A 16,947-nucleotide genomic window follows, 5' to 3' on the forward strand; every position below is an offset into this window, starting at 1 on the left:
TCAATCGAAATCTTGCACCAACCCGACGCTGCTCCCTTTTGCAGACAACCGTCTATTGAACGTAGGCGCTTGGCAAAAGTTCCCGCTATTTACATCGCTATGAACTGAATATCAGGCAACCATGACGTGATAAACAGCGTTCTGTCCTCGAAACGGCCGCCTTTGTCGACTCAAAGCCAAGCGGATGATCCGACGAAGCGTGTCGCTTTTCTGTCACGCTGGTTTCACATTGCCATGTATGCCCGGCTATTGTGCCGATCCCCCCCTCTATATACTAGTGGGCTGCGTGGATGTCCGACCCGTTGAAGCGGTGTCTGGCGCCAACCCCGACCCGGGTCGCCTTGAGCGGAAACCATTCGAATGAGCCAACAGTTTCAACACGATGTTCTGGTAATCGGCAGCGGAGCCGCCGGATTGAGCCTGGCGCTGACCTTGCCTGCGCATTTGCGCATCGCAGTGCTGAGCAAGGGCGACCTGGCCAACGGTTCGACCTTCTGGGCCCAGGGCGGTGTCGCCGCCGTGCTGGACGACACCGACACCATTGAATCCCATGTCGACGACACCCTCAACGCCGGCGGTGGCCTTTGCGATCCGCAAGCGGTGCGTTTCACCGTCGAGCACAGCCGAGAAGCCATCCAGTGGCTGATCGACCAAGGCGTGCCGTTTACCCGTGACGAACAATCGGGCACCGAAGACGGCGGTTTCGAGTTCCATCTGACCCGCGAAGGCGGCCACAGCCATCGGCGCATCATCCACGCGGCCGACGCCACGGGCGCGGCGATCTTCAAGACCCTGCTCGCCCAGGCGCGATTACGGCCCAACATCGAATTGCTGGAACAGCGCGTCGCGATCGACCTGATCACCGAAAAACGCCTGGGCCTGGACGGTGACCGCTGCCTCGGCGCCTACGTGCTCAATCGCGGCACCGGCGAAGTCGACACCTACGGCGCGCGCTTCGTCGTCCTGGCGTCCGGTGGCGCGGCGAAAGTCTACCTGTATACCAGCAACCCCGATGGCGCCTGCGGCGATGGCATCGCCATGGCCTGGCGTTCGGGTTGCCGGGTGGCGAACCTGGAGTTCAACCAGTTCCACCCCACCTGCCTCTATCACCCGCTGGCCAAGAGCTTCCTGGTGACCGAGGCCCTGCGTGGCGAAGGGGCCCATTTGAAGCTCCCCAACGGCGAACGCTTCATGCAACGCTTCGATCCGCGCGCCGAACTGGCGCCCCGTGACATCGTCGCCCGAGCCATCGACCATGAAATGAAGCGCCTGGGTATCGATTGCGTCTACCTGGACATCAGCCACAAGCCTGAAGCCTTCATCAAGAGCCACTTCCCGACGGTGTACGAGCGCTGCCTGGAATTTTCCATCGACATCACCAAACAACCGATCCCGGTGGTGCCGGCGGCGCACTACACCTGCGGTGGCGTGATGGTCGACCAACATGGCCGCACCGACGTGCCTGGCCTGTATGCCATTGGCGAAACCAGCTTCACCGGCCTGCACGGCGCCAATCGCATGGCCAGCAATTCGCTGCTGGAATGTTTCGTCTACGCCCGCTCGGCGGCGGCAGACATCCTCGAGCAATTGCCGCAGATCGCCATTGCGGCCACCCTGCCCTCGTGGGACGCCAGCCAGGTCACCGACTCGGACGAAGACGTGATCATTGCCCACAACTGGGACGAACTGCGGCGTTTCATGTGGGACTACGTGGGCATCGTGCGCACCAACAAGCGTCTGCAACGGGCACAGCACCGGGTGCGCTTGCTGTTGGACGAGATCGACGAGTTCTACAGCAACTACAAAGTCAGCCGCGACCTGATCGAACTGCGCAACCTGGCCCAGGTGGCGGAACTGATGATTCGCTCGGCCATGGAACGCAAGGAAAGCCGGGGGCTGCATTACACCCTCGACTATCCGAACCTGCTGCCCGAGGCACTGGACACTATCCTGGTGCCGCCCACCTACGCCGACTGAACCTGAGCCGCACCCGCAGGCGCCGATGGACATCCGGCGCCAGCGCGTCGCGGGGCACGCACAGCGATCGGACCCGCCGCTCACCCTGCAATCGGAAACGCAGCACGATGATCAGCGGCAGCGCCAGGCTATCGGGGCGCAGCTGCACAGCCCGCCAGCCATCGGCCCGGCTCCAGAGCTGCCAGCCCGCGGTATTGCAACGCAACCCGCAAAAGGCCCGGCGATGGGTCAGCACGACATGACGGGGGATCACCCAGGCGCCATGGGCCAGGCACACGATAACGCCAAGCGCGGCGCACCAGGACGCGATGGACAACAGCAACAACGAACCCAGGGCGAACACCTGGGCCAGCAGATAGGCCGCCAGCAGTTGCACAGAGGCCTGCCAGCGGCATTCGAAGCGATTACTTGGGCTGGACACGGTCCAGGATCATCCGGACCATGCGCTGCAACTCAGGGTCTTCGGATTCGCTGCGCTCCATGAACCAGCCGAACATGTCCTGATCCTCGCATTCGAGCAGGCGGACGTAGCACGCACGGTCCACTTCATTGAGATGGGGGTAAACCTCTTTCACGAACGGCACCAGCAACACGTCCAGCTCAAGCATGCCGCGGCGGCTGTGCCAGTAGAGGCGGTTCAGTTCAACATCTTCGACCATGGAGCGCTCCTCAAATAGAGCGCAAGTATACAGGCCTCGCGACAGCGCAACAGACGGCTTTGGTCAGACACCACCGATCCTTTGTGAACTACCCATTTCAAGGGCGTCCCCTTATGATGTCCACCAGACTTTTTACCCTGCGATGACCCATGGCTGATTTCGCTTTTTTTTGCACCCTGTCCCACGAAGGCGTCCTCGCGGTCCGCGGCGTGGATGCCAGCAAATTCCTGCAAGGCCAATTGACCTGCAACCTCGACTATCTGAGCGACAACCGGGCCAGCCTCGGCGCCCGCTGCACGCAGAAGGGCCGGATGCAATCGAGCTTCCGCATCCTGCTCGAAGGCGACGGCGTGTTGATGGCCATGGCCACCGAACTGCTCGAACCGCAATTGGCGGACCTGAAAAAATACGCCGTGTTCTCCAAATCCAAGCTCACCGACGAAAGCGCCGCCTGGGTTCGCTTCGGCCTGGAAAATGCCGACGATGCCCTGGCTGGCCTGGGCCTCGAACTGCCGAGCGACACCGACAGCGTGGCGCGCCATGAAGCCTTGATCGCCATCCGCGTTTCTCCCGGCCGCGCCGAGCTGTGGGCCCCCGCCGAACAGGCACAGGCACTGCGAAGCCGCCTGGGGGCAGAACTGGCCGAGGCGGACCTGAATCCCTGGCTGCTGGGCCAGGTCCGTGCCGGGATCGGCCAGGTCATGCCGACCACCCGCGAACTGTTCATTCCACAGATGCTCAACCTGCAAGCCGTCGGCGGCGTCAGCTTCAAGAAAGGCTGCTACACCGGCCAGGAAATCGTCGCCCGCATGCAATACCTGGGCAAGCTCAAGCGGCGCCTGTATCGCCTGCAACTGGACGCCAGCGAACTGCCGGAACCCGGCACGGCGCTGTTCTCCCCCACTCACGGCAGTTCCATCGGCGAAGTGGTGATTGCCGCCCGCGGCGAAGGAAACATTGAACTGCTGGCGGTATTGCAGGCCGAAGCAGCAGAAGATGACAATCTGCACCTCGGTGCCTTGGAAGGCCCTCGCCTTCAATTGTTGGACCTGCCTTACGAACTGGACCGCGACCGCGAAATCCAGCGCTGATCGCAGCATTTGTCGCAACACCCTAGAGAATCGAAATGAGCGATTTGGCGGATAAGGTCCAACGGGATTTGGTGCAGGCCATCGATAACGATGACCTGGTTCTGCCAACATTACCGGAAGTGGCCATGCAGATTCGCCGGGCCGCCGAAGACCCGGAAATCAGCGTCAGCAACCTGAGCAAAGTGATCGGCCGCGATACGGCCCTTTCGGCACGCCTGATAAAAGTGGTCAACAGCCCGCTGCTGCGCGCCACCCAGGAAGTCACTGACCTGCACACGGCCATCACTCGACTGGGCGTCAACTACAGCAGCAACTTGGCCATTGGCCTGGTGATGGAGCAGATTTTCCATGCCCGCTCCGAGGTAGTGGAACTGAAGATGCGCGAAGTCTGGCGCAAAAGCCTGGAGATCGCCGGCGTCAGCTATGCATTGTGTCGCGGCTACACCCAACTCAAGCCCGACCAGGCCGCGCTGGGTGGGCTGGTGCATCAGATCGGCGTGCTACCGATCCTCACGTACGCACAGGACAATAATGAGTTGCTGTCGGACCCGGTCAGCCTCAACCATGTCATCGAGACGATTCACCCGGTACTGGGGGACAAATTGCTCAGCGTCTGGGAATTTCCGGAGCGGTTGGTGAAGCTGCCGGGGCTGTATCTGGATTTCAACCGCGACTCCAAGCAACTCGATTATATCGACCTGGTGCAGGTCGCTGCGCTGTATTGCTACAAGGATACCGACCATCCCCTGAGCAAGATTGATGTCTTCGGCGTCCCAGCCTTCAAGAAACTGGGCATCGACCCGGAGAACAAGGCCCGGTGCGCGGATATCGAAGAAGCGCGGTCGATGTTTTATTGAGCCCAAAACCTGGATCAGACGCTGACCTAATCTGAACCTGGAATAAAGCTCACCCGCACCTTCAGCCCGCGCTCCTGCCCGTCATGCAAGGTGATCTGCGCCAGATGCGCGCGGCAGATTTCGCCGACGATCGCCAACCCCAACCCGGAACCGGCTACTTGCTGATTGCGTCGATAGAAGCGTTCGAACACCCGGTCCCGCTCATGCAGCGGAATGCCTGGCCCGTCGTCCTCGACTTCCAGGACCGCCGGTGGGGTGACCCGCAGGATCACGTTGCCGCCCGACGGTGTGTGGGCCAGGGCGTTGTCCACCAGATTACTCAACAGCTCGTTCAACAAGGTCGGCTCGCCCCGCAGCCATACCGGCTCGTCGGCTTCCAGGGCCAGTGCCACGCCTCGGGCATGGGCCAGCGGGGCCATGGCCATGCCCAGCTCACGGGCCAACTGGCTGAGATCGAGCAACTGAGCACCGCCTTCGGCAATGGCCCGGGCGCCATTTTCCACCCGCGCCAGGGACAGCAACTGGTTGGCCAGGTGGGTCAATCGATCGGTCCCCTGAGCCGCGGTTTCCAGGGTTTCACGCCAGGTCGCCGGCTCGCTGGCGCGCAAACCCAGCTCCAGACGCGCCTTGAGCGCGGCCAGCGGCGTACGCAGTTCATGGGCGGCATCAGCGATGAACTGAGCCTGCCGCTCGAACTGCCCGCGCAGGCGTTCGGTGAAATGGTTGAGGGCCCGCACCAGCGGCCATAATTCGTGCTGCACCTCCACCAGCGGCAACGGCCGCAGATCGTCCGGCTGGCGCTCCTCCACCGCCGTGCGCAAGCGCTCCAACGGGCGCAACGCCGCACTGACCGCAAACCACACCAACAGCAGCGCGCCCACGGCCAGCATGCCCAGGCGCAACAGCGTGTCGGCCATCAGGCCACGGGCCATGCTGACCCGCGCCTCTTCGGTCTCAGCCACGCGAATTTCCGCCATGCCATTCATGTTCGGCTCGCTCACCGCCTTGAGCAGGCTCACCACCCGCACGCTCTGCCCCTGGTATTGGGCGTTATAGAAGCGCGCCAGGGCCGGGTAATCGTCCGTGCGGGGCGTCCCGGGCGGCGGGCCGGGAAGGTTTTCGTAGCCGGAAATCAACTTCTTGTCGATGTCATTGACTTGGTAATAAATGCGTCCGGCACTGTCGTAGGCAAAGGTGTCCAGGGCCACGTAGGGCACATCCGCGCTGAGGCTGCCGTCGCGCTGGGACAGGCCCGCGGCGATGGTCCGGGCCGAGGCCAGCAGGGTCCGGTCATAGGCGGTGTCCGCCGCTTCGCGACCATTCCAGTAGGCGCTCAGGCCGCTGGCGAGCATCAGCACCACCAACAGCAATGCCAGGTTCCTGAGCAGCCGCCAGCGCAGGCTGTCGGGCTTATGCATTGCGGTTTTCCAGCAGGTAGCCCAAGCCGCGGAATGTCACGATCGCGACCGCATGGCCGTCGAGCTTCTTGCGCAGGCGATGGACGTAGATTTCGATGGCGTCTGGGCTGGCCTCTTCGTCCAGGCCGAACACCTGGGCCGCCAGTTGCTCCTTGCTCATCACCCGCCCCGGCCGGGCAATCAACGCTTCCAGCACGGCTTGCTCGCGGGAGGTCAGGGTCAGCAATTCATCGTCGAGGGTAAAACGCCGGGTATCCAGGTCATAGACCAGCCCGCCGCAACGTTGCTGACGTTCGCCGCCCAGTACGCTGCGGCGCAACAGGGCCTTGACCCGGGCCTCCAGCTCCGTGAGCTCGAATGGCTTGGCCAGGTAGTCGTCGGCACCGAGGTTGAGGCCATGGACGCGGTCCTTGACGTCGCTGCGGGCGGTCAACATCAGCACTGGCAAAGTCTTGCCGCGAGCCCGCAGGCGCGCCAGCACCTCGAAACCGTCCATGCGCGGCAGCCCGACATCGAGGACCGCCACGGCGTATTCCTCGCTGCTCAAGGCCAGGTCAGCCGCGACGCCGTCATGCAGCACGTCCACGGTCAAGCCGGTGCTCTTGAGCGCCTGGGCAACGCTTTCGGCGAGCTGCAGATGGTCTTCGACGAGCAGAACACGCATGGGTTATTCCTCGATTCAGGGATGGTCGACGCCATTCTTTGGCGCGGAGTTTACAGCCGCATCCGCCACTGTGAAGCCAAAAACACGTTGAAAGCTTTTGAAAGGTTAGCGAAAGGTTGGACCGTTAGAGTCCTCCCACGGACGGTTTCGACTGCCCGCCGCGACGCACATCGCGAACGAAAAACGCCTCGAAGCGTTTTCGCCGAATAAAAACAATAAAAGCGGAGTACTCACATGCTGTCCCTACAGCTCCAGGCCCCAATGCCTGCCCGCCTTTCCCGTTTCAATCAGACCACCCTGGCCAGCGCCATCACCCCTCGGCCAGGTGTCCTCCCACGCCCTCAATCCCGATACGTTCGGCAACAACCTGCGCCCACCATCGACGCGAGGGCCGAGGGCCAGCAACACCGAATCTACACCACACACAACAACAACTCCTGTGGAGATAACGATGAACCTATCACTGCGTAAAGTAGCCTTGGCCGCCGGATGCCTGATGTTCGCCGGGCAATTGCTCGCCGCTGATCCGTCCAAAGAACCCAAGCGCCCCGAATGCATCGCCCCGGCTTCCCCTGGCGGCGGCTTCGACCTGACGTGCAAGCTGGTGCAAAGCGCGCTGGTCAACCAGAAACTGCTGACCAAGCCGATGCGCGTCACCTACATGCCCGGGGGCGTCGGCGCGGTAGCCTACAACGCAGTGGTCGCCCAGCGCCCGGCCGACGCCGGCACGCTGGTGGCCTGGTCCAGCGGTTCGCTATTGAACCTGGCCCAGGGCAAGTTCGGTCGTTTTGATGAAAGCGCCGTGCGCTGGCTGGCCGCTGTCGGCACCAGCTATGGCGCCATTGCGGTGAAGAGCGACTCGCCCTACAAGAACCTCGACGACCTGGTACAGGCCCTGAAGAAAGATCCAGGCTCCGTGGTGATCGGTTCCGGCGGCACCGTCGGCAGCCAGGACTGGATGCAGACCGCCCTCATCGCCAAGGCCGCCGGCATCAACCCCCGCGACCTGCGTTACGTAGCCCTCGAAGGCGGCGGCGAGATCGCCACGGCGCTGCTCGGCGGCCACATCCAGGTCGGCAGTACCGACATTTCCGACTCCATGCCCCACATCCAGAGCGGCGACATGCGCCTGCTGGCGGTATTTGCCGAGAAGCGCATCGACGAGCCGGAAATGAAAAACATTCCAACCGCCAAAGAACAAGGCTACGACATCGTCTGGCCGGTGGTTCGCGGCTTCTACCTCGGGCCGAAGGTCAGCGATGAAGACTACGCCTGGTGGAAAGATGCGTTCGACAAGCTGCTGGCTTCCGAAGAGTTCGCCAAGCTGCGTGACCAGCGCGAGCTGTTCCCGTTTGCCATGACCGGCCCGGAGCTGGACACCTACGTGAAGAAGCAAGTGGCTGATTACAAGATGCTGGCCAAAGAGTTCGGCCTGATCCAGTAACCGTCTCTGTTCTCACGGCGGCGCTGGTATCACCGGCGTCGCCCAGGAGTTAGTCATGCTCACCATCCAACGTATTTTTGCCGCAGTGCTGCTGCTGGTTTGTATCGGCCTGGCGCTGATGGCTTGGCCGTATCAGGCAGCCTTTTCCTACGAACCGGTTGGCCCGCGGGCCTTCCCCCTACTGATGCTCGGGCTGATGGGGCTAGCGCTGCTGTACATGCTGTTTCGTCCTACACCCATCGTGCACAGCGATGAAGACCCGCAACTGGACCGGGAAACCCTGCAGAAGATCGGCATCTGCGTGGCACTGCTACTGGTCTTCGCCGGAACCTTCGAACCCCTGGGCTTCATCGTCGCCAGCATCTTGATCGGTGTGCCGATGGCGCGCCTGTATGGCGGTCGCTGGGTACCAAGCGTGGTAATCATCAGCCTGATGGCCATTGGTCTTTATCTGTTGTTCGACAAGCTGATGGACGTGCCGCTGCCCCTGGGCCTGCTCGACGTCTTGGAGAATTGATATGGATACCCTGAATTATCTCGGCCAGGGTTTTGGCGTTGCACTGACCCCGTACAACCTCGTCACCGCGCTGAGCGGCACCTTGATCGGTACCGTGGTCGGCCTGCTGCCGGGCCTGGGCCCGATCAACGGCGTGGCGCTGCTGATCCCCATTGCCTTCGCCCTGGGCCTGCCGCCGGAATCGGCGCTGATCCTGCTGGCGGCGGTGTACCTGGGTTGTGAGTACGGCGGGCGCATCAGCTCGATCCTGCTCAACATTCCGGGGGAAGCCTCAACCGTGATGACCACCCTCGACGGCTATCCGATGGCTCGCCAGGGCCTGGCCGGGGTGGCGCTGTCGCTGTCGGCGTGGAGTTCGTTCATCGGCGCGTTCATCGCCACCTGCGGCATGGTGTTGTTCGCACCGTTGTTGGCCAAATGGGCGATTGCGTTCGGGCCGGCGGAATATTTCGTCCTGATGGTATTCGCCATTGTCTGCCTCGGTGGCATGGCCGGCGACCGACCACTCAAGACGTTCATCGCGGCGCTGATCGGGCTGTTCCTGTCCAGTGTCGGGATCGATGCCAACAGCGGTGTCTACCGCTTCACCGGTGACAACATCCACCTGACCGATGGCATTCAGTTCGTCGTGCTGGTGCTGGGTTTGTTCTCCATCAGTGAAATCCTGTTGCTGCTGGAGAAAACCCATCGCGGCCAGGAAGCGGTGGAAGCCACCGGGCGGATGATGTTCAACCTCAAGGAAGCGGCCTCGGTGTTCTGGGTGAACATCCGCTGCGGCGTGCTCGGTTTCATCATGGGCGTATTGCCTGGCGCGGGCGCGACCCTGGCCAGTGCCGTGGCCTATATGACTGAAAAACGCATGGCCGGAGCCAGTGGCAAGTTCGGTCAGGGCGACAAGCGTGGCCTCGCCGCTCCGGAAACCGCCATCGGCGGCGCAGCCTGCGGTGCGCTGGTGCCGATGCTGACCCTCGGCGTACCCGGCTCGGGCACCACGGCGGTGATGATCGGCGCGCTGTCGCTGTACAACATCACCCCCGGCCCCCTGCTGTTCCAGCAACAGCCGGACATCGTCTGGGGCCTGATCGCGTCGTTGTTCATCGCCAACGTCATGCTGGTGATCCTCAACATCCCGATGATCCGCGTCTTCACCCGCATCCTGGCGGTGCCGAACTGGGCATTGGTGCCGGTCATCGCGATCATCACCGGGATCGGCGTCTACGCCGTGCATGCCACCACGTTCGACCTGTTCCTGATGATCGGCATTGGCATCTTCGGCTACATCCTGCGCAAGCTGGATTTCCCACTGTCGCCGGTCCTGCTGGGTTTCATCCTCGGCGGCCTGATGGAACAGAACCTGCGTCGTGCGCTGTCGATCTCCAACGGTGCGCTGGAAATCCTCTGGTCGAGCCCGATCACCTTCGGTTGCTGGATCCTGACGGCGATCATGCTGTTCATGCCATTGCTACGGATCTGGCGTCGCCGCGTCGCACAACGTCGCGCCCTGGCCAATGTCTGAAGCGACTTTCAAACAATGGTGGGGAACACCGCTGGTCGGTCTGGCCGGCGGTTACCTGGCCAGCCTGATCGGCTGGCCTTTGCCCTGGATGGTCGGCTCGTTGCTGGCGATCATCCTGGTGCGCTGCCTGACGCCGTGGCAACTGATGGAAATCCCCGGTGGCCGTAAATGCGGCCAATGGGTGGTGGGCATCGGTATCGGCCTGCACTTCACCCCCGTGGTCATGGAACAAGTCCTGAGCCACTTCGGCTTGATCTTTTTCGGCGCGCTGATCACCAGCGTGTCCAGCGTGGTAAGTGTCTGGCTGATGCGCCGCACCGGCGAGGACCGTGCTACCGCGTTTTTCTCGAGCATGCCCGGCGGCTCCGGCGAAATGGTCAACCTCGGTGCCCGCAACGGCGCGGACCTCAGCCGTGTCGCGGCGGGCCAGAGCCTGCGGGTGCTGGTGGTGGTGCTGTGCGTGCCGGCGGCCTTCAAATACCTGTTGGGCGACGGTGCGCCGGTGCAACACGCCACCACGGTGGACTGGCTTTGGCTGGCGCTCCTGTTTCCGGCGGGTGCCCTGCTCGCGTGGGTCTGGGAGCGCTTGCGCCAACCCAATCCCTGGTTGTTCGGGCCGTTGCTGGTGAGCGCGGCGGTGAGCGTCGGCTGGGACCTGCACATCGGCCTGCCCAACGGCGCCAGCCAGGTCGGCCAATGGCTGATCGGCAGTGGGCTGGGTTGTCATTTCAACCGGCAGTTCTTTCGTCGGGCACCGTCGTTCATGGGCCGCACGTTGGTTGGCACGGTGTTGACGATGCTGATCGCCACGCTTGCGGCCCTAGGCTTGAGCACCTTGACCCATCTGGATCTGCGCTCGTTGACGCTGGGCATGATGCCCGGCGGCATCGCGGAAATGAGCCTGACGGCGGAGACGCTGCAACTGTCGGTGCCATTGGTGACGGCGTTGCAGGTGATGCGGTTGCTGTTCGTGCTGTTTCTGGCGGAGCCGTTGTTCAGGTATTGGACGCGCCAGCCGAATTCGGCCTGATCGTCCGCGGCGCCTTCATCGCGAGCAAGCTCGCTCCCACAGGGATTTGTGTTGCCCTTAACCCTGTGGGAGCGAGCTTGCTCGCGATGGAGCCCTCATTGCCGACCGTTCAAACTGGCGGCAACCGCCAATCGATCGGCGTCTCGCCCTGCTGCTGGAGAAACTTGTTGGTCCGGCTGAAATGCCCGCAGCCGATGAAACCTCGGTGGGCCGACAGCGGTGACGGGTGGACCGAAGTCAGCACCAAATGCTTGGTCGCATCGATCAGCTTCTGCTTGCTCTGGGCATGGGCCCCCCACAACAGGAACACCAAGTGCGGCTGGTGTTCGCTGACGACTTCAATGATCCTGTCGGTAAAGTGCTGCCAGCCTTTTTTGGCGTGGGCGTTGGCATTGGCGCGCTCCACGGTCAGGGTCGTGTTGAGCAGCAACACGCCCTGGTCGGCCCAGCTTTGCAGGTAGCCGTGATTGGGGATGTCGATGTTCAGATCGCGCTTCAATTCCTTGTAGATGTTCACCAGGGACGGCGGTGTCGGCACGCCCGGCTGTACCGAGAAGCACAAGCCATGTGCCTGGCCTGGACCGTGGTAAGGATCCTGACCGAGAATCACCACCTTGACCTTATCCAGCGGCGTGGAATTGAGAGCGTTGAAAATCAGTGGAGCCGGCGGATAGATCTCCTTGCCAGCGGCGTATTCACTGCGTAGAAACTCACGCAACTCCGCCATGTAGGGCTGGTCGAACTCGGCACGCAGCGCCTGCTTCCAGCTCGGTTCGAGTTTGATACGGTCGTCAGCAGTCATGGTGGCATCCGGTAAAAACAATGGGCGCACCCTAGGAAAGCCTACGGGGCTTGTCAATTGATCTGACGCAGAACCGGCACTTTCCTACACAGCGGTCATACTGAACATTCAAATTTCTGATCGAGGTCACGATGAATCTGCACTTCGAAGAACTCACCGGCATCGACGGTGCCCGTATCGGTATCGCCACCCTGGATGCCGAAAAATCCCTGAACGCCCTGTCCCTGCCCATGATCAACGCCTTGCGTGATCGCCTCGATGCCTGGGCTCGGGAACCGCAGGTCGTTTGTGTGCTGTTGCGCGGCAATGGCGCCAAGGCCTTCTGCGCCGGCGGTGAAGTGCGCAGCCTGGTGGAGGCCTGCCGCGCTCATCCCGGCGAAGTACCGCCGTTGGCGGCACAATTCTTCGCGGCGGAATACCGCTTGGACTTCAACCTGCACACCTACCCAAAACCCTTGCTGTGCTGGGGCCACGGTTATGTACTGGGTGGCGGCATGGGGCTGCTGCAAGGCGCCAGTACCCGCATCGTCACACCAAGCAGCCGCCTGGCCATGCCGGAAATCAGCATCGGCCTGTACCCGGATGTCGGCGCCAGTTGGTTCTTGTCACGCTTGCCCGGCAAGCTCGGGCTGTTTCTCGGCCTGACCGGCGCTCACATGAATGCCCGGGACGCCATCGACCTGGGCCTGGCCGACCGCTTCTTGCTGGATGAACAACAAGACGATCTGATTGAAGGCCTGCTGCAACTCAACTGGCAGGAGCAGACGGAGATGCAGCTCAACAGCCTGCTCAAGGCCTTGCAACAGGAAGCCATCGCCCAACTGCCCGAGGCCCAATGGCTGCCGCGACGGCCGAAAATCGACGAGTGGTTGGATGTCAGCGATGTGCGCTGCGCCTGGAAAGCCCTCAGCCTGTTGGTGGACCATCCTGATCCGCTGATCGCCCGCGCGGCCAAGACTATGACCGAAGGCTCGCCGCTGACCGCTCATCTGGTCTGGGAGCAGATCGCCCGGGCGCGGCATTTGTCCTTGGCCGGTGTGTTCCGGATGGAGTACACCCTGAGCCTCAACTGCTGCCGTCATCCGGAATTCAGCGAAGGCGTGCGGGCGCGATTGATCGACAAGGACCATAAACCGCGCTGGCATTGGCCGGATATCAATCACGTTCCCGAAGCGGCAGTCGAAGCGCATTTCCACAAAGCGTGGGAAGGTCGACATCCATTGGCGGACTTGTCCAACGAGTAACGAGCCAGAAAGAGTTCCCTGTGGGAGCGAGCTTGCTCGCGATAGCGGTATATCAGATACCTCAATATCGGCTGACTCGACGTCATCGCGAGCAAGCTCGCTCCCACAAGGGTTATCCCATCGGGTTTATGGCAGGCACAAAAAAGCGGCGCTTTATGCGCCGCTTTCTGTTGCCTGGAATCAGCGGTGACCGCCCCGTCCGTCATGACCACCGCGTCCTCGATGATCACGCCCACCTCGACCCCGTCGGTCGTCATTCCAACCGCCCCGGTCACGGCCGTCCCAGCCGCCCCGATGTGGATAAGACCGATACGCCGCGCGCGGTGGCGAATAATAGCGTGGGCCTTGTTGGTAGTAGCGCGGCGGCGAGTAGTAGCGTGGCGCCGGTTGGTAATACCGCGGTGCGTAGTAGCCACGCGGTGCCGAATAGTAGCTCCCGCCACCGTAATAGACCGGTGCCGGTGAGGTGTAGACCTCGGAACGGTAGTAGCTCGAGTCTCCGTCGTAGTAAGGCACGCAGGCCGAAAGAGTCAAACCGAGAAACGCAATGAGGAGCAGTCGTCGATACATGGCGGCCTCCTGGACCGCGAATGAGCCACATCAGCGACGCTGATGGGCGGCAGCCAACTTTGTGTGACTGACGCATATTCAGACAGCAAAATCGGAATCTGGTGCGACCTGGCAACAACTAGAAACATGTCGCTCGTCGCCCTCTTCCGGTGCGCGATAGCACCACAAGCAAGCACAAATCCGCCCTAAATCCTCCTTCCCCGACACCTGCCCTCTCTGGCCCGGGCCTTTGCCGGAATTGGCACGGCTCTCGCTTTACCAAACCCCGTGCAGGAGTCATCACAGGTTCGCGGCACCACAATTTGCAATGGCTGACTAGGGTTCCGGCTCGCTTCTGGCGAGTGGCTGGTCCGAGAGTTGGCGACCTCCAGTTGAGGTTACACGGCGGGACAAAAGCCCGGGAGACAAGCCACCGTTCGCGGTGCCGCGTTGCTCCTGTCCGCCCTTGATCAACTGGAGAACCACCATGCTCAAGCTTCGTCTGTCCGCCCTGCTCCTCGCCGCCCTCTCGGCCCTCGTGAGCTTTTCATCCGCCGCCGCACAAAAAGACCACTTCAGCGTCTGCTGGACCATTTACGCCGGCTGGATGCCCTGGGAATACGCCGGCAGCCAAGGCATCGTCGATAAATGGGCGAAAAAATACGGCATCAAGATCGATGTCGTGCAGCTCAACGATTACGTTGAATCCATCAATCAGTACACCGCCGGTCAGTTCGACGGCTGCACCATGACCAACATGGACGCCCTGACCATTCCCGCCGCTGGCGGCGTGGACAGCACCGCGCTGATCGTCAGCGATTTCTCCAACGGCAACGACGGCATCGTCCTCAAGGGCGAAGGCAAGAAAGTGGCCGACCTCAAGGGCATGGACGTCAATCTGGTGGAACTGTCGGTGTCCCATTACCTGCTGGCCCGCGCCCTGGATTCCGTGGGCCTCGCCGAAAAGGACCTGAAGGTCGTCAACACCTCCGACGCCGACATCTCCGCCGCTTTCAACACCGATCAGGTCAAGGCCGTCACCACCTGGAACCCGATGCTCTCGGACATCAAAGCCCAACCCGGCGTGAGCGAAGTGTTCAACTCCAGCCAGGTTCCCGGCGAGATCATGGACATGATGGTGGTCAACACCCAGACCCTGCAGGACAACCCGGCCCTGGGCAAAGCGTTGACCGGCGCTTGGTTTGAAGTGGTGGCGTTGATGAATGCGAAAAACACCGCGAGCAAGACCGCGCTGGAACACATGGCCAAGGCCTCAGGCACCGACCTGGCCGGGTTCCAGTCGCAACTGGACACCACCAAGCTGTTCGCCACGCCCAAGGAAGCCCTGGGTTTCGCCACCAGCGAGCAACTGCCCAGCACCATGGGCAAAGTCGCCGAGTTCTCGTTCCGGCACGGCTTGCTGGGCGAAGGCGCCAAGGACGCCAACGCAGTCGGCATGGCGTTCGCCAACGGCGTAGTCCGTGGCGACAAGGCCAATCTCAAGCTGCGCTTTGACCCGACCTACGTACAGCTGGCCGCCGACGCCAAGCTGTAAACCGGAGGACCTGGCATGCGCCTGATCAACCGCTACCCGGATCGTCCCAGCCGCTTGTTGCTGGTGATCCTGCCCTTCGCGCTGGTGTTGTTCGCCTACTTCATGGGCTCGGCCGAACGGTTGACGGACAACCCCAACGACAAACTGCTGCCCAGTGCCATGCAAATGGCCGATGCGGTCAAGCGCCTGGCCTTCACCGCCGACGCCCGCAGCGGCGATTACCTGCTCTGGCAGGACACCGCCTCAAGCCTGCGCCGGTTGGCCATCGGCCTGGGCATCAGCGCCCTGGCCGGGCTGTGCCTGGGCATTGCCGCCGGCACGTTGCCGCTGTTAGGCGCGCCGTTATCGCCGCTGCTTACCGTGGTGTCGATGGTGCCGCCGCTGGCCATTCTGCCGATCCTGTTCATCGTCTTCGGCCTGGGGGAATTGTCGAAAGTGATGCTGATCGTCATCGGTATCACACCGTGCCTGGCCCGGGACTTGGAACAGCGCGCCCGGGAAATTCCACCCGAGCTGCTGATCAAGGCCCAGACCCTCGGCGCTTCGACCTGGACCCTGATGCTGCGGGTAGTGCTGCCGCAATTACTGCCGCGCCTGTTGATTTCCTTGCGGCTGATGCTCGGTTCGGCCTGGCTGTTTCTGATCGCCGCCGAAGCCATCGCCTCCACCGATGGATTGGGCTATCGAATTTTCCTGGTGCGCCGTTACCTGGCGATGGACGTAATCTTGCCGTACGTGGTGTGGATCACCCTGCTCGCCTGGCTGATGGACTGGGGCCTCAAACGCCTGACCCGGCAAGCGTTCCCCTGGTATGAGGGGGCGAAAGCATGAGTTTCATTAACGTGAACAACGTCTGGCAACAGTACGGCGACCAGGTGGTGCTCGAGCGCTTGAACCTGAGCGTCGCCGAGGGTGAGTTCTGCACGTTGGTGGGGGCGTCGGGCTGCGGCAAGTCAACCTTCCTGCGCTTGCTACTGGGCCAGGAACGCACCAGTCGCGGACAGATTCTCCTCGATGGCGAGCCTTTGGCCGGCGAGCCGGATGCCAGTCGGGGCGTGGTGTTCCAACGCTATTCGGTGTTCCCGCACCTGACCGTGCTGGACAACGTCGCCCTGGGTCTGGAGCTACCACGCTCGCCGCTGCTCGGTCGCCTGTTCGGCAGCGCCAAGCGCCAGGCCCGGGAAGAAGCCGCGCAACTGCTAGACAAGGTCGGACTCGGCCATGCGCTGGATAAATACCCGGCGCAACTGTCCGGGGGCATGCAGCAGCGACTGGCCATCGCCCAGGCACTGATCATGAAGCCGCGTGTCCTGCTGCTGGACGAACCCTTCGGCGCCCTCGACCCGGGTATTCGCAAAGACATGCATGCCTTGTTGCTGGAGCTGTGGCGCGAAACCCGCCTGACGGTGTTCATGGTCACCCATGACCTGTCCGAAGGTTTCAGCCTCGGCACGCGCCTGCTGGTGTTCGACAAAGTCCGTGTCGATCCCCACGCCCCTGGCGCCTATGGCGCACGCATCACCTACGACATTCCATTGAACAGCGACCGCCGCACCGCCCGTGCCGCCGTCGACGCCCTGCCCGCCGAACTGGCCGGCACCTTGCGTATCGCTTGAAAGGAGTT

17 protein-coding genes and 1 riboswitch are annotated in these 16,947 nt (G+C 62.2%); of the genes, 11 read left to right on the forward strand and 6 right to left on the reverse strand.

The features are described from left to right. Positions 1-360 precede the first annotated feature (360 nt). Positions 361-1,977, forward strand: coding sequence for an L-aspartate oxidase (gene nadB / locus BT125_RS21065; protein ID WP_072409913.1), 1,617 nt, complete (start codon positions 361-363; stop codon positions 1,975-1,977). On the opposite strand, the gene BT125_RS21070 is transcribed toward nadB, so the two are convergent. Both BT125_RS21070 and BT125_RS21075 read right to left on the reverse strand, forming a co-directional pair. Continuing rightward, complete coding sequence (locus BT125_RS21070) at positions 1,946-2,398, reverse strand: protein YgfX (RefSeq protein ID WP_072409915.1); 453 nt, start codon at positions 2,396-2,398, stop codon at positions 1,946-1,948. The genes nadB and BT125_RS21070 overlap by 32 nt on opposite strands. After that, entirely contained in the window at positions 2,382-2,636 is a 255-nt protein-coding gene (locus BT125_RS21075) for an FAD assembly factor SdhE (RefSeq protein ID WP_003184348.1), read from the reverse strand. The genes BT125_RS21070 and BT125_RS21075 overlap by 17 nt, the downstream gene beginning before the upstream one ends. A gap of 149 nt (positions 2,637-2,785) precedes the next feature. Here BT125_RS21075 and BT125_RS21080 point away from each other — a divergent pair, with 149 nt between their 5' ends. Together BT125_RS21080 and BT125_RS21085 are read left to right on the forward strand one after the other, a co-directional pair. Then, positions 2,786-3,727, forward strand: a complete 942-nt coding sequence (locus tag BT125_RS21080) for a CAF17-like 4Fe-4S cluster assembly/insertion protein YgfZ (RefSeq protein WP_072409917.1) — start codon at positions 2,786-2,788, stop codon at positions 3,725-3,727. A gap of 35 nt (positions 3,728-3,762) precedes the next feature. After that, entirely contained in the window at positions 3,763-4,584 is an 822-nt protein-coding gene (locus BT125_RS21085) for an HDOD domain-containing protein (RefSeq protein WP_072409919.1), read from the forward strand. A 26-nt stretch (positions 4,585-4,610) separates the two neighbouring features. Here BT125_RS21085 and BT125_RS21090 read toward each other — a convergent pair whose 3' ends face one another. Beyond that, the gene (locus BT125_RS21090; RefSeq protein ID WP_072409921.1) at positions 4,611-6,002 is read right to left on the reverse strand and encodes a sensor histidine kinase; all 1,392 of its coding nucleotides are present in this window, start codon (positions 6,000-6,002) and stop codon (positions 4,611-4,613) included. Then, entirely contained in the window at positions 5,995-6,666 is a 672-nt protein-coding gene (locus tag BT125_RS21095) for a response regulator (RefSeq protein ID WP_003198779.1), read from the reverse strand. The genes BT125_RS21090 and BT125_RS21095 overlap by 8 nt, the downstream gene beginning before the upstream one ends. A 445-nt stretch (positions 6,667-7,111) precedes the next feature. On the opposite strand from BT125_RS21095, the gene BT125_RS21100 reads away from it, so the two are divergent. From BT125_RS21100 to BT125_RS21115, 4 genes are read left to right on the forward strand one after another with little or no spacing between them, the layout of a single operon-like run. After that, a complete protein-coding gene (locus tag BT125_RS21100; RefSeq protein ID WP_170866860.1) occupies positions 7,112-8,110 on the forward strand; it encodes a Bug family tripartite tricarboxylate transporter substrate binding protein in 999 nt (332 codons plus the stop codon). Between the two features lie 55 nt (positions 8,111-8,165). Further along, complete coding sequence (locus tag BT125_RS21105) at positions 8,166-8,627, forward strand: tripartite tricarboxylate transporter TctB family protein (RefSeq protein WP_060738771.1); 462 nt, start codon at positions 8,166-8,168, stop codon at positions 8,625-8,627. Position 8,628: 1 nt separating this feature from the next. Then, entirely contained in the window at positions 8,629-10,143 is a 1,515-nt protein-coding gene (locus BT125_RS21110; protein ID WP_072409925.1) for a tripartite tricarboxylate transporter permease, read from the forward strand. Beyond that, positions 10,136-11,173 (forward strand): AbrB family transcriptional regulator, encoded by a 1,038-nt coding sequence (locus tag BT125_RS21115; RefSeq protein WP_072409927.1) that lies wholly within the window; start codon positions 10,136-10,138, stop codon positions 11,171-11,173. Before BT125_RS21110 ends, BT125_RS21115 begins: the two co-directional genes overlap by 8 nt. A 109-nt stretch (positions 11,174-11,282) precedes the next feature. On the opposite strand, the gene ung is transcribed toward BT125_RS21115, so the two are convergent. Next, positions 11,283-11,975, reverse strand: coding sequence for a uracil-DNA glycosylase (ung, locus tag BT125_RS21120; RefSeq protein WP_072409936.1), 693 nt, complete (start codon positions 11,973-11,975; stop codon positions 11,283-11,285). Positions 11,976-12,106: 131 nt separating this feature from the next. On the opposite strand from ung, the gene BT125_RS21125 reads away from it, so the two are divergent. Continuing rightward, positions 12,107-13,219: an enoyl-CoA hydratase/isomerase family protein gene (locus BT125_RS21125; RefSeq protein ID WP_072409938.1), complete on the forward strand. Its 1,113-nt coding sequence runs from the start codon at positions 12,107-12,109 to the stop codon at positions 13,217-13,219. Between the two features lie 180 nt (positions 13,220-13,399). Here BT125_RS21125 and BT125_RS21130 read toward each other — a convergent pair whose 3' ends face one another. Then, the gene (locus tag BT125_RS21130; RefSeq protein WP_072409940.1) at positions 13,400-13,789 is read right to left on the reverse strand and encodes a hypothetical protein; all 390 of its coding nucleotides are present in this window, start codon (positions 13,787-13,789) and stop codon (positions 13,400-13,402) included. Positions 13,790-14,093: 304 nt separating this feature from the next. Beyond that, positions 14,094-14,195: riboswitch (guanidine-I (ykkC/yxkD leader) on the forward strand. A 60-nt stretch (positions 14,196-14,255) separates the two neighbouring features. Here BT125_RS21130 and BT125_RS21135 point away from each other — a divergent pair. The 3 genes from BT125_RS21135 to BT125_RS21145 are packed head-to-tail and all read left to right on the forward strand — an operon-like array spanning position 14,256 to position 16,939. Further along, complete coding sequence (locus BT125_RS21135) at positions 14,256-15,323, forward strand: putative urea ABC transporter substrate-binding protein (protein WP_072409942.1); 1,068 nt, start codon at positions 14,256-14,258, stop codon at positions 15,321-15,323. 15 nt (positions 15,324-15,338) lie between these two features. Then, on the forward strand, positions 15,339-16,154 hold the full coding sequence (locus BT125_RS21140; protein WP_072409944.1) for an ABC transporter permease: 816 nt from the start codon (positions 15,339-15,341) through the stop codon (positions 16,152-16,154). Continuing rightward, on the forward strand, positions 16,151-16,939 hold the full coding sequence (locus BT125_RS21145; RefSeq protein ID WP_072409946.1) for an ABC transporter ATP-binding protein: 789 nt from the start codon (positions 16,151-16,153) through the stop codon (positions 16,937-16,939). Before BT125_RS21140 ends, BT125_RS21145 begins: the two co-directional genes overlap by 4 nt. Positions 16,940-16,947: the final 8 nt, after the last annotated feature.

This window comes from Pseudomonas sp. NFACC04-2 (assembly GCF_900119265.1).
Taxonomy (GTDB): domain Bacteria; phylum Pseudomonadota; class Gammaproteobacteria; order Pseudomonadales; family Pseudomonadaceae; genus Aquipseudomonas; species Aquipseudomonas fluorescens_AA.